At 31.3% G+C, this 12,392-nt stretch carries 13 protein-coding genes; 7 read left to right on the top strand and 6 right to left on the bottom strand.

Annotated features, from left to right (window positions below; genetic code table 11):
- Positions 1–18: 18 nt before the first annotated feature.
- Both ACI5KZ_RS08375 and ACI5KZ_RS08370 read right to left on the bottom strand, forming a co-directional pair.
- Positions 19–408, bottom strand: a complete 390-nt coding sequence (locus ACI5KZ_RS08375; protein WP_109308817.1) for a PUR family DNA/RNA-binding protein — start codon at positions 406–408, stop codon at positions 19–21.
- Between the two features lie 134 nt (positions 409–542).
- Positions 543–2,315 carry an ABC transporter ATP-binding protein gene (locus tag ACI5KZ_RS08370; RefSeq protein WP_109308816.1) on the bottom strand — a complete coding sequence of 591 codons (1,773 nt, stop codon included), beginning with the start codon at positions 2,313–2,315 and terminating at the stop codon, positions 543–545.
- Between the two features lie 141 nt (positions 2,316–2,456).
- On the opposite strand from ACI5KZ_RS08370, the gene ACI5KZ_RS08365 reads away from it, so the two are divergent.
- From ACI5KZ_RS08365 to ACI5KZ_RS08340, 6 genes are all read left to right on the top strand, one after another.
- A complete protein-coding gene (locus ACI5KZ_RS08365) occupies positions 2,457–3,560 on the top strand; it encodes a Glu/Leu/Phe/Val dehydrogenase (RefSeq protein WP_109308815.1) in 1,104 nt (367 codons plus the stop codon).
- 166 nt (positions 3,561–3,726) lie between these two features.
- The gene (gene nusB / locus ACI5KZ_RS08360) at positions 3,727–4,638 is read left to right on the top strand and encodes a transcription antitermination factor NusB (protein ID WP_165815814.1); all 912 of its coding nucleotides are present in this window, start codon (positions 3,727–3,729) and stop codon (positions 4,636–4,638) included.
- A gap of 49 nt (positions 4,639–4,687) precedes the next feature.
- A complete protein-coding gene (locus tag ACI5KZ_RS08355) occupies positions 4,688–5,257 on the top strand; it encodes a DUF1573 domain-containing protein (RefSeq protein ID WP_109308813.1) in 570 nt (189 codons plus the stop codon).
- A gap of 4 nt (positions 5,258–5,261) precedes the next feature.
- Entirely contained in the window at positions 5,262–5,558 is a 297-nt protein-coding gene (yajC, locus tag ACI5KZ_RS08350) for a preprotein translocase subunit YajC (RefSeq protein ID WP_109308812.1), read from the top strand.
- Positions 5,559–5,661: 103 nt separating this feature from the next.
- Positions 5,662–6,387 carry a porin family protein gene (locus ACI5KZ_RS08345; RefSeq protein WP_406847410.1) on the top strand — a complete coding sequence of 242 codons (726 nt, stop codon included), beginning with the start codon at positions 5,662–5,664 and terminating at the stop codon, positions 6,385–6,387.
- A gap of 23 nt (positions 6,388–6,410) precedes the next feature.
- The gene (locus ACI5KZ_RS08340; RefSeq protein ID WP_406847409.1) at positions 6,411–7,448 is read left to right on the top strand and encodes a hypothetical protein; all 1,038 of its coding nucleotides are present in this window, start codon (positions 6,411–6,413) and stop codon (positions 7,446–7,448) included.
- Positions 7,449–7,452: 4 nt separating this feature from the next.
- Here ACI5KZ_RS08340 and ACI5KZ_RS08335 read toward each other — a convergent pair whose 3' ends face one another.
- The 3 genes from ACI5KZ_RS08335 to pepT all read right to left on the bottom strand — a co-directional run bounded on the left by ACI5KZ_RS08335 (position 7,453) and on the right by pepT (position 10,345).
- On the bottom strand, positions 7,453–8,049 hold the full coding sequence (locus ACI5KZ_RS08335) for a YdeI family protein (protein ID WP_109309108.1): 597 nt from the start codon (positions 8,047–8,049) through the stop codon (positions 7,453–7,455).
- A 156-nt stretch (positions 8,050–8,205) separates the two neighbouring features.
- Positions 8,206–8,988: a hypothetical protein gene (locus tag ACI5KZ_RS08330; RefSeq protein WP_406847408.1), complete on the bottom strand. Its 783-nt coding sequence runs from the start codon at positions 8,986–8,988 to the stop codon at positions 8,206–8,208.
- A gap of 112 nt (positions 8,989–9,100) precedes the next feature.
- Entirely contained in the window at positions 9,101–10,345 is a 1,245-nt protein-coding gene (pepT, locus tag ACI5KZ_RS08325; RefSeq protein ID WP_109308808.1) for a peptidase T, read from the bottom strand.
- A gap of 123 nt (positions 10,346–10,468) precedes the next feature.
- Between pepT and ACI5KZ_RS08320 the strand changes: the two genes are divergently transcribed.
- Positions 10,469–11,485: a quinone-dependent dihydroorotate dehydrogenase gene (locus ACI5KZ_RS08320; RefSeq protein ID WP_109308807.1), complete on the top strand. Its 1,017-nt coding sequence runs from the start codon at positions 10,469–10,471 to the stop codon at positions 11,483–11,485.
- Here ACI5KZ_RS08320 and ACI5KZ_RS08315 read toward each other — a convergent pair.
- Positions 11,471–12,385: a spondin domain-containing protein gene (locus ACI5KZ_RS08315; protein WP_109308806.1), complete on the bottom strand. Its 915-nt coding sequence runs from the start codon at positions 12,383–12,385 to the stop codon at positions 11,471–11,473. The two genes, ACI5KZ_RS08320 and ACI5KZ_RS08315, sit on opposite strands and share 15 nt — an antisense overlap.
- Between the last annotated feature and the right edge of the window lie 7 nt (positions 12,386–12,392).

Raw genomic sequence — 12,392 nt, 5'->3', positions numbered from 1 at the left:
TCTATTGTTTTTTAATTTCTAGATGTCATCAAAATTGATATCTGTAAATTTTTCTGTAGATGTATCTTCAACTTTAGTTTCTGATGCAGTATTGTCTGTATCATATTCTTTTTTAAAGTCTTTTTGATGGCGCTCACTTATTACTTCATCTCCTTTTTCATTGATAATGTAATCTGTCATTTCGTTTAAAATACTATTAAATTCAGAAAAGTCCTCTTTATAAAGATATATTTTATGCTTTTTGTAATGAAATGATCCATCATCGTTAGTGAATTTTTTGCTTTCAGTAACTGTTAAGTAGTAGTCTCCAGCTTTTGTTGATCTAACATCAAAGAAGTAAGTTCTTCTTCCTGCTCTTAATACTTTAGAAAAAATCTCTTCTTTCTCCATCATATCATTATTATTCATAATCGTATTGTTATTTTAATAGTTCTTCAAAAATCTAAAAAAAACATTTACCAACCAACAATTTATGTTATTTCTTTTAGTCTAATTAAATTATAGATTGTTTATAGAGTATAAAACTACTGAAAGCCAGCATTTTAATTGTTTAAATTATCTGTATTTGAAGTCTCACTTAATTGTTTTAAATATAGATGTTTATAATAACCATCAACATCTATTAATGTCTCATGGTTGCCAGATTGAACAATTTCTCCATCGTCTAAAACAATAATCTGATCGGCATTTTTAACTGAAGAAACTCTATGGCTAACAATAATAGTTGTTTTGCCTTCGGTTAAATGTAGAAGGTGTTTTAGTATTTGCTCTTCGGTTTCGGTATCGACAGCAGATAACGAATCGTCTAGCAATAGAATATTTGGGTTTTTAATAATTGCCCTAGCTATAGATACTCGCTGCTTTTGTCCACCAGAAAGCGTGATACCTCTCTCTCCTAAAATAGTTTGGTAACCTTTATTGAATCCCATGATGTTTTTATGGACTTGGGCATATTTTGCAGCCTGAATAACTTCTTCATCTGTAGCATCCTCTTTTCCAAACTTAATGTTATTACCAATACTATCGGAAAACAAAAAGGCATCCTGAGGGACATAACCAATGCTATCTCTTAAACTTGTTAAATTTAATTTATTAATAGGAGTATTGTCTATAAGTAATTGGCCTTTGTCAATATCATAAAGTCTTCCTATTAAATCTAAAATGGTCGACTTTCCAGAACCGGTTTTACCAATAATAGCTAAGGTTTGACCATGTTTTAAAGTAAACGAAATGCCCTTTAAGGCTTCAATATTAGTATCGTTGTAGGTAAAATGCACATTTTTAAACTCAATATCCCCAATTATTTTAGTAGGCTCATGAACCGTATTGGTAATGTCTGGAGTGATTTTTAGAAACTCGTTAATACGCTTTTGCGAAGCTTCAGCTTGCTGAACTATAGATGTTACCCAGCCCACTGTTGCAACTGGCCAAGTTAGCATATTAACATATATAATAAACTTAGTAATAACCCCTAAACTTATTTCTCCATTAATGTATTGAAGGCCACCAATGTAAATAACGATAATGTTACTAATTCCAATAAGTAAAATCATCATAGGGAAGAAAAAAGCTCTAATTTGTACTAAGCTTAATTGTTTTTGTTTACTGGTTTCAGATAAGTCATTAAATGCTTTTGATGTCTCATTTTCTAATCCGTACGCTTTAATAATAGAAATTCCACTAAAAGATTCTTGTGTGGAAGAAGACAAATGCGATAAATACTGCTGTACAACAGTGCTTCTTTTATGAATTTCTTTACTTAATTTATAAATAATAAACGATAAGATAGGTAAAGGAATAATGGTATAAAGCGTTAATAAAGGAGCCTGTTTGTACATGAATCCAATAGATATAGCAAACAACGTAATGGTGTTGATGCTGTACATAATGGCAGGTCCTACATACATGCGTACACGACCAACATCTTCGCTAATCCTATTCATTAAATCTCCAGTACGATTGTTTTTATAAAACTTTAGGGAGAGTTTTTGGTAATGTTTATAGACTTCATTTTTTAAATCGAATTCGATATATCGAGACACATTAATAATGGTTTGTCTCATAAAAAAAGTTAGAATACCTGTAATTAAGGCTGCACCAATTATATAGATAATGTTAATAAATAATTCTTTTTTTACAATCGCTAAATCTGTTACCTCACCTTTTAAATAATCATTTACAACATCAATAGAAGAACCAATTAGTTCAGGAGTTATTAAAAGAAATATTTTTGAAATTATGGTTATTAAAATACCAATAATTAGTTGCCATTTATACTTTAAAAAATACTTATTAAGGTGTTGTAATTCTTTCATTTAACTTTTAGGAGCTGATAAAGTTTTTAACAATTTGTCTTTTTAGCAATAATAATTTGTGTATACCTTTATAATGGACTAGTTTTGCACGTTGTTTTAAAAATAATAAAACACAACCTATAACTTTAAATACATATTAAAATGGTTACAGACGTAATTAATGCAGGCGAACTACATAAAGTTGATCCAGTTTTTGGACAACATTCATTCGATAATCATGAGCAAGTTGTGTTTTGCAACGACAAAGATACAGGATTAAAAGCAATAATTGGAATTCATAACACCGTTTTAGGACCAGCACTTGGTGGAACTAGAATGTGGAATTACAATAATGAATGGGAAGCATTAAACGATGTGCTTCGCTTATCGAGAGGAATGACTTTTAAGTCTGCAATTACTGGTTTAAATTTAGGAGGGGGAAAAGCTGTTATTATTGGAGATGCTAAAACTCAAAAGACACCAGAATTAATGAAAAAATTTGGTGAGTTTGTTCATTCATTAAGCGGAAGATATATTACAGCTGAAGATGTTGGAATGGAAACAGCAGATATGGATTTAGTAAGACAAGTAACGCCATACGTTACAGGTATTTCAGAAGAAATTGGAGGTGCAGGAAATCCGTCACCAATTACTGCTTATGGTGTTTTTATGGGCATGAAAGCTGCTGCAAAATTCAAATTTGGCTCAGATGTTTTAGAAGATAAAAATATTTATGTTCAAGGTATTGGAAACGTAGGAGAGGCTCTTGTGGAACATTTAGTAGACGAAGGAGCTAAAGTTACCATTTCTGATATCAATCAAGAACGTCTTGAAGCAATGAGACAGAAATATGGTGTCACTATTTATGGTGGAAATGATCTTTATTCAGAAGATATGGACATATATGCACCTTGTGCACTTGGAGCAACAATTAATGATGATACTATATATAAATTAAAAGCTAAAGTAATTGCTGGAGCTGCAAATAACCAACTAGCTGTTGAAGAAAAACATGGAAAAATTCTTCAAGATAGAGATATTGTTTATGCTCCAGATTTTTTAATTAATGCAGGTGGTATTATTAACGTATATGCAGAATTAGAAGGTTACGATAAAAAAGAAATTATGCGTAAAACAGAAAATATTTATAACACAACGTTAGAGATATTAACAAATGCAAAGACTCATAATATTACTACAAATCATGCCGCTTTAAATATTGCTCAAAATAGGATAGAGACAAGAAAAAAAGAGAATAAGAGATAATTCTTTAAAATAATATTATTTTTGCGAGGCGAAAGTTAAAACTAACTTTCGCCTCTTTAATTAAAAGTAAATTGCGACCTATCTAAAAAAGAAGGTTCAAAAACTAATTAAACTATTAAAGTTCTTTGTACAGATGCTTAACAGAAGACATATTAGAATAAAAGTCATGCAAACTATTTATTCCTTTAAAGGAGGAGAAAGTGATAGTTTTGATAAAGAACAAAAGTTCTTATTACACAGTCTAGATAATATTTACAACTTATACTTATTATTAATGTCTTTGCTTATTGAAGTTCAAAAAAGAGCTGAAGATCATCTGGAAAAATCTAGCAAAAAACATTTAGCTACAAAGGAAGATAAAGATCCAAATAAAAAATTGGTAAATAATCAGGTCCTTTTAATGTTAAAAAACAACATGCTTCTTCAAGATGAATTAGAGGAACATAAAATCAATAATTGGGAATTAGATTCAGAATATGTCGAAATTATTTTTCGCGAAATTCTAGCAAGCGATCTATTTGCAGAATACATGCAAACTAAAACATCTACTTTTAAAGAAGACAGAAAGTTTGTAACAGATATTTTTACTGAAATTATAGCTCCAAATAATAAGCTTTACGATTACCTGGAAGATAAGAACATTACATGGATAGACGATTTACCAGTTGTAAACACAGCCATATTAAAACTACTCCGTAAAGTTAAAGAACAATCCTTAGCTACCTATTTTTTACCAAAAATATATAAGGATTTAGAAGATAAAGAATACGCCATAGATTTGTTTAAAAAGACACTTTTAAATCAGTCTAAATTTACTGAAATCATTCAAGAAAAAACACAAAATTGGGATACTGAAAGAATAGCAAGTTTAGATAATGTGTTATTAAAAATGGCTATTTGCGAAATACAAAAATTCCCATCTATACCAGTTAAAGTAACAATCAATGAATATTTAGAATTAGCTAAAGAATACTCTACTCCAAAGAGTAGTATTTTTATTAACGGGATATTAGATAAGCTTGTTAAAGAGTATCAAGAAAGTGATACTTTAAATAAAACAGGTAGAGGGTTGATGTAGTTAGAAATTATTATTACTTTTACAAATTAAATAAAAAAAACAATTTAAAATGAAAAAAGCGATTTTAGGGTTAACAGCTCTATGTTTAATAGCATTTTCATCTTGTAAAGAAGATGCTTCAAAAAAAATTAATGAAGAAAATGTTGCAGTTGCAGCAGAAAGAGATGCTAATTCATCAAAATTTCCAGTATTAACTTTTGATAAGACTGAGCATGATTTTGGTGAAATTGAATCGAAACAAAATGTTGAAACTGTTTTCAATTATACAAACACTGGAGAATCTCCATTAGTAATTACTGATATTAAAAGTTCATGTGGTTGTACAGTTCCTCAAGATTGGAGTAAAGAGCCTTTACAACCTGGAGACTCAGGTCATTTTACAGTAAAGTTTAATGGAACAGGTGCTAACAAAGTATCTAAAACAGTTACAATTACTGCTAATACAGAAACAGGAAAAGAGACAGTTAAAATTTCTGCTTTTGTTAAACCAGATCCTAATGCACCAGTAAAACCAGCACAAGCATTAAATCCAGCAATTAGTGGTAGCCCAATGGCAACACCTGCTGCACAAAAAAAATCTAGTACTCAACCTGGTCACGAAGGTCATAACCACGATTAATTAAATGGGAGAAGGTATTAGTAGTTTTTTGCCGTTTATATTAATGTTTGTTGTCGTGTATTTCTTTATGATTGCACCACAAATGAAACGTCAAAAACAAGAAAAAAAGTTTGCTGCCGAATTAAAACGTGGCGATAAAGTAATTACCAAAAGTGGTATGCATGGTAAAGTAATCGAATTAAACGATACCGATGCTAGTTGTGTTATTGAAACATTAGCAGGTAAAATCAAGTTCGATAAATCTGCCATTTCTATGGAAATGAGTAAGAAATTAAATCCATCGACAACTACTAAAAAATAATTTACTTACCTAGTTAATATTAATAAAGTCACTTATATTCTAAGTGACTTTATTATTTTAATAAAATATTATTGCGATATTGTTAGAAACTAACCACTCGAAAATGAAAAAAATTCTATGTAGTCTTGCCTTTTTATTGACAATAAATATGGCAAATTCCCAAGTACTTTTAACCTTGTTATTTGGCGATAAATTGAATTCGCCTGATTTAGAGTTTGGGTTAGAAGGAGGTGTTAATTTCCCAGCTGTTTCAGGCTTAGACACTTCTAGTAGGTTTTCAACTTTTAATATTGGGTTTTATTTTGATTTTCGTGTTAAAGAGCAACTTTATATACATACAGGTGTTCTTGTAAAATCTAAATTGGGTGTTAATAAATTAAGTGTATCAGATGTACAAGCTGCAGGTGTTAATTATATTGATGAAAACGGAACGTACAGTCAAAAAATAAATTATTTTTTAGTGCCTGTTTTCGGTAAATATATATTTTCAAATAACATCTTTGTTGAAGCTGGTCCAGAATTTGGTTTGCGCTATAAAGCTTGGGTCGAATATGAAAATGATACAGATGATGTTGAAACTAATATTCGTCAATATAATAAAGACATGATTAATCCAATAGAAGCTGGAGTAGGAATTGGAGCAGGGTACAAGATTGATAAAGTTGGAGGAATGAGTTTTGGAGTTAAATATTTTCAAGGTTTCGTAAATGTGTATAAAGGAAATTCTAGCACTAAAAACAATTCTTTATTTCTAGCGGTTACTTTACCAATTGGTGCTAAAAAAAGTCATGATAAAATAGAAAGTAACAATATTAACAAGCCCCAATAATGAACTTATTTAAATTGATGAAAATGAAAATAAAATGTTTTTTAATTATTGTAATTACTGTTTGTGTTTTTAACCAAACAATTCAAGCACAACAGCCTAGTACTAAAATTAATAAAAAGCATGAGGCATACAGAGATAGTTTAAAACAAGTTGATTATCATTATACATTCCCTTTTATGGGACAAGGTGCTTATAATAAAGGATTTGATATTCCTTACCCTGTTGGTATTATGGGGAATTTTGTCTGGATGGAACAAGGTATTTCTGTTAATAATTTGCAATTAGGTTTAGAAACTAAAAATGTTAATATTGACATGACACCTGTAGATTTTATACAATTTGGTGACAATGTCAATACATCTTATAGTGTTAATGTTAGGCCTGATGTTTGGGTGTTCCCATTTCTAAATGTGTATGGTATTTTAGGTTATGGTCATACTAAAACGGAAGTTAATTTGGTTTATCCTATTACATTGAGATCTGTTGTAGAGCAATCTGTATCTACTTATGGAATTGGTGTTATGGCTGCTGGTGCTGTTGGGCCCGTGTTTTTCTCTGTGGATGCTAATTTTACATGGAACAAGCCTGAATTATTAGACAAGGCTGTACCTGTTAGAGTGACTGGAATTAGAGCTGGACATAGTTTTGTATTTCATAATAAACCAGATAGAAATATCGCAGTTTGGGTTGGTGGTTTTTTTATGGAAACCGGAAGTGATACTTATGGGCAGTTAAAACTTAAAGATGCATTACCTTCAGCAGATGGAACTAAACGAGATAAAATTGTAAGCGATTATTATTATTGGTATGATAACGAAGCTACGATTCCACAAAAAGCTGTAGCAGATCGTATTCTTACACCTATAGTAGAACGTTTAGCAGATGCCGATGGTGAAGCCATTATAAAATACGGTTTAGACAAACAGGTACAACAAAAATGGAATGGTGTAATTGGGGCTCAATTTCAGTATAACAAGCATTGGATGCTACGTACAGAATTAGGTGTTTTAGGGAATAGAAAATCGGTTTTACTTTCTTTAAATTATCGCTTCTTACTTTAAAAATCTAACAATTCTTGTACTTATCGTTCAGCCCAACTCCCTTTAAAATCATAGGTTTTATTTTTTCTAATCGAGAGGCTTTAGTCGCTTCACGTTTGGCTGAATCTATGTAATCGCAATATTCTCGTTGTTTACCAGGTGTGAGTGTTTTAAAGGCATCGAATAATGCTGAATTTGCTTTTAGTTCGTTTTCTAATTCCTTTGGAATAATAACTGTTTTCCCTTTTTTTTCTGGGATTATTTCTTTTCCTAATTTTTGATTTCCTATGGCTTCTTTAACATAAGCTAAAACAGCGTTTGGATCAATGTCTTCTAAGGAGTTGAAACGCATCTGTCTTAAGCCTTTTGTTTTTTCTTGTGCCTGTTCTAAAAGATTGCTCTCATCTTTTAAAAAGACTCCATTAAAAAACCAAATACCAAAATGCTTTTTAAAGGCTCCAAGCCCTACCACATTTTTACCGTTTAAGGCATAAACAGGAGCACTCCATTTTACAGTCTCTTCCAATTCGGTAGAATTAATTAAATCTCTTAAAATAGTTAATGCCTCGCCAAAATGCGCGTTGTTTTCAATGTATTCCTCAACTGAGCTTATTTTTTTCATGATGAGATTTTTAGTTTTGTTAGCGGTTTTGTATATGGTTTCGTTGCTGAAAGACACGTAGGAACCTTTTTCGATAAAGAACTAAGATAGTAAATGTGCGAGGATTTTCAGAAAGAAATTCACTAGCAATGAACTATACAACTAGTTGAGAACAGTTTATTTCATTAATTCTATTTGAAATTTAGTTGCATCAAAAGCCATTTTTAGACCTCTAAGATTAGGCTCATATTTGTTGGTTTCAAATAGGTCATTCAGGTATTCGGTTTGCTTAATTAAACTCTCATTTTCCCTTTGAAAAATCTGATATTTTAAGAGCACTAAATTAGCCATAATGTTATCTGACACATTCAAATCACTTTCATTTAGAATATTGTCTATTGTACTTTTTATCTCTAAATCATTTTCAGGAAGTTCATCGAATAGATATGCATTGGCTAAGTCAGATTTGGTCATATCTGAATAGTCATTTTCATTAGACATATCTTTTCTATAAGTCATTTTGTCTCCATTTAGAAAATACCATCTTGTGTAGGAGTCGTTCTCAATTTTTATTTCTTTTTCAAATATTTTTTCTTTTGTGCTCCAGTTTGTAAATGCAATTAGAAGCTCAGTTCCGTCATCTTTCTTTAATATAACAAACCGAATTAAATAATTTCTTTTTCCAGGCTTTTCAATTTCAATATCTAATTTGTTTTCTATAGAAATATATTTTTTAAGAGCGTTTAATATAGAGGAAACTTCTTCAGGACTTGCTTCTGGAAATAAACCCTCTCTTAAGAATAAGTCAATATATAAATAATGAGTTAAATAAAAATCATCCGCTTTTAGATAATTTGATTCTTTAAGATTTTCTGATTTAATTTTTATTTTATCCGATTGCGCATAACCAATACTCGATAGTAAAATTATCAATGAAATTATACATATTCTTTTAGGCATATAGCTTGTTTTATATTGGTTAGAACTTTATGGTTTGAATTCGTTTTAATATTGATATCTGGTGTTAACGAAGTTTTTTTTTTAATGATGTTTATAACACTATCCAAACTTCCTAACTTTCAGCTTTTAAAGCAGTCAATTCAGCAATCTTACAAATCACTTCAGTAGCTTTTATCATGCTTTCTACAGGTACATATTCATAACGTCCATGGAAGTTATGTCCACCAGCAAAAATATTTGGACAAGGTAAACCCATATAACTTAATTGAGAGCCATCTGTGCCTCCACGAATGGCTTTAATTAATGGTTTTATACCAACTTGCTTCATAGCTTCTTCAGCAATATCTACAATATGCATCACAGGTTCTACCTTTTCTTTCATATTAAAATATTGATCTTTTATCTCTGTAGTAATAACTTCTCGTTCATATTGTTCGTTAATATCATTAGTCAGCTTTATCATAACTTCTTTTCTGGCTTTAAAATGCTCTCTGTCATGGTCTCTAATAATATATTCTAAAACAGTTTCCTCTACTTCACCTTGTATAGAATATAGATGGAAGAAACCTTCGTAACCTTCTGTATGCTCTGGGGTTTCCATTCTAGGTAAAGAATTGATAAACTCGGTAGCGATGTACATGGAGTTAACCATTTTTCCTTTGGCATAACCTGGATGTACAATTTTGCCTTTTATTTTCACTACAGCTCCAGCAGCATTAAAGTTTTCGTATTCTAATTCGCCAATTTGGCTGCCATCCATGGTGTAAGCCCAATCTGCTCCAAATTTTTCAACATCGAATTTATGAGCACCACGACCAATTTCCTCGTCTGGAGTAAATCCTATACGAATAGGGCCATGCTTAATTTCTGGGTGTTTGATTAAATATTCCATTGCCGATACTATTTCTGTAATTCCTGCTTTATCATCGGCCCCTAAAAGCGTTGTTCCATCTGTAGTAATTAGAGTTTGTCCTTTGTACAACAATAAATCTTCAAAATAATCTGGAGACAATACAATGTCTTGTTCAGCATTTAAAACAAGGTCTTTCCCATTATAATTTTCAACAATTTGAGGCTTTACATTGGCTCCAGTAAAATCTGGTGTCGTATCAAAATGCGAAATAAAACCTATGGTTGGAACCTCATGATCTACATTACTTGGTAAAGTTGCCATAATATATGCATTGTCATCTATTGTAACCTCTTGCATGCCAATGGCTTTTAGTTCTTCAACTAATTTATTGGCTAAATCCCATTGTTTTTCTGTACTTGGGGTTGTGTCACTTTTTGGGTCGGATTCTGTGTCTATTGTTACATAGCTTACAAAACGATCGATTATATGTTGCTTGTCTATCATTTGGATGTGTTTGTTTGGTATGAATGATGTTAATAACGTCTTCAAAAATACCAATAATTTATAAAACTTATGTTAGCATTTATAATCAAATGAATAGTATTTTTGCCAAACAAGACAACGACTATGTATAAATTATTAATAAGACCCATTTTTTTTCTTTTCGATCCTGAAAAAATTCATCATTTTACGTTTTCCTTACTTCGTTTTGTAAATAAAATCCCTTTAATACCAAGTCTTCTAAAAGGATTGTATTTAGTTGAAGATAAACGCTTGGAACGTCAATTATTTGGTTTGACTTTTAAAAACCCAGTTGGTTTGGCTGCTGGTTTTGATAAAGATGCTAAACTGTATCAAGAGTTAGGAAATCTTGGTTTTGGTTTTGTTGAAATAGGTACTTTAACCCCAAAACCTCAGGATGGTAATCCAAAAAAACGTTTGTTTAGGTTGAAATCTGATGCTGCTATTATTAACAGAATGGGATTCAATAATGGAGGTGTAGAAGACGCCGTATTGAGATTAAAAAAGAATAAAGGTATTTTGATAGGTGGCAATATTGGAAAAAATAAAGTAACTCCAAACCATGAAGCTGTTGAAGATTATAAGATTTGTTTTCAAACTTTGTTTGATTATGTGGATTATTTTGTTGTGAATGTAAGTTCACCAAACACACCAAATCTAAGAGAACTGCAAGACAAAGAACCACTCACAAATCTTCTTAAAGACCTAAAAATTCAAAACTCTAAAAAACAGTATCCAAAGCCAATTCTTTTAAAAATAGCTCCAGATTTAACGGATTCTCAATTGTTAGACATTATAGATATTGTAAAAGACACAAAAATAGATGGTGTAATTGCAACCAATACAACTATTTCTCGCGAAGGTTTAACAAGTGGAAATAAATCTGAAATGGGAGGTTTGAGTGGGAAACCATTAACCAATCGTTCTACGGAAGTTATTCGATTTTTAGCAGAAAAAAGTCATAAATCGTTTCCGATCATTGGAGTAGGAGGTATTCATTCAGTTGAAGATGCGCTAGAAAAAATGGAAGCTGGAGCCGATTTAATTCAACTTTATACAGGTTTTATTTATGAAGGTCCGAAGTTGATTAAACAGATTAATAAAGCGTTACTTCAGAATTAGTTTCTGAGTGACAGAATTTTTGTTGATGTTTTTTAATTTCACGAGATATAAGCCTTTTTGTAAATTGCTTAAATCTAATTGTACCTTGGAGGTATTGGTTATGGGAGTTTCTTGAACTATCTTCCCTAAGATATTATAGATTTCAATAGTTTCTAAATTAGTAGAATTGGTTATAGTTACATATCCTTGAGAAGGATTGGGGAAAAGCTTCATGTTTGCACTTGAGTTCTCATGGTTAATACCTAACACGTTTGTAAGCGTTATTTCAATATTACCAATGGCATTTCCATTAAAGGGAGCGATACTATTCGACATATTAAAAACAGATATCGGCAAATTGCTATCGGCATTTCCAGAGGTATAATCTGTTCCAGTATCTGTTCCAGCATCATACACATATGTCATAGGAATATTGATTGAAGATTTCCAATTACCAGTTGACTCTAACAATTCTAAATCGTGAATGGCAACCATCCAGTCTGGACTAGGTGCGACCATTGATACTAGCGTTAATAAAGGAAATTCTTCACTAACCTCTAATCCATCAATAGTTATAGTTCCTGAGGCAGAACCAAGTGAAGAACCATTAATATATTGTTGTGCATTTCCGGCATTGATGGCGTTTTCAACATCTACAGTTTCAAATTGCACATTATTTCCAGATTCAGCAATCATTTCTATCCCTAAACTTGCCATGCTACCTACTTCTAAAAAGGAAACGTTGCTATTATGATTTGAGCCAACCAGTTTAGACCAATGTGCATTTGGAGGTATTGATGTGTGATCTGTTGCATTCCATGTGCTTTGAAAAGTAATATTGTAAGTGGCTATGGATTGAGAGAGTAATTGGCAAGAAATAGTTAAAAAAAGAACTAAAGTAATTTGAGTAATGTTTTTCATGATACTT

Source organism: Xanthomarina sp. GH4-25 (assembly GCF_045363175.1).
In the GTDB taxonomy this organism is placed as follows: Bacteria; Bacteroidota; Bacteroidia; order Flavobacteriales; family Flavobacteriaceae; genus Xanthomarina.
Note: the sequence above shows the minus strand (reverse complement) of the source record. Positions and strands in the feature narration are given on the sequence as shown.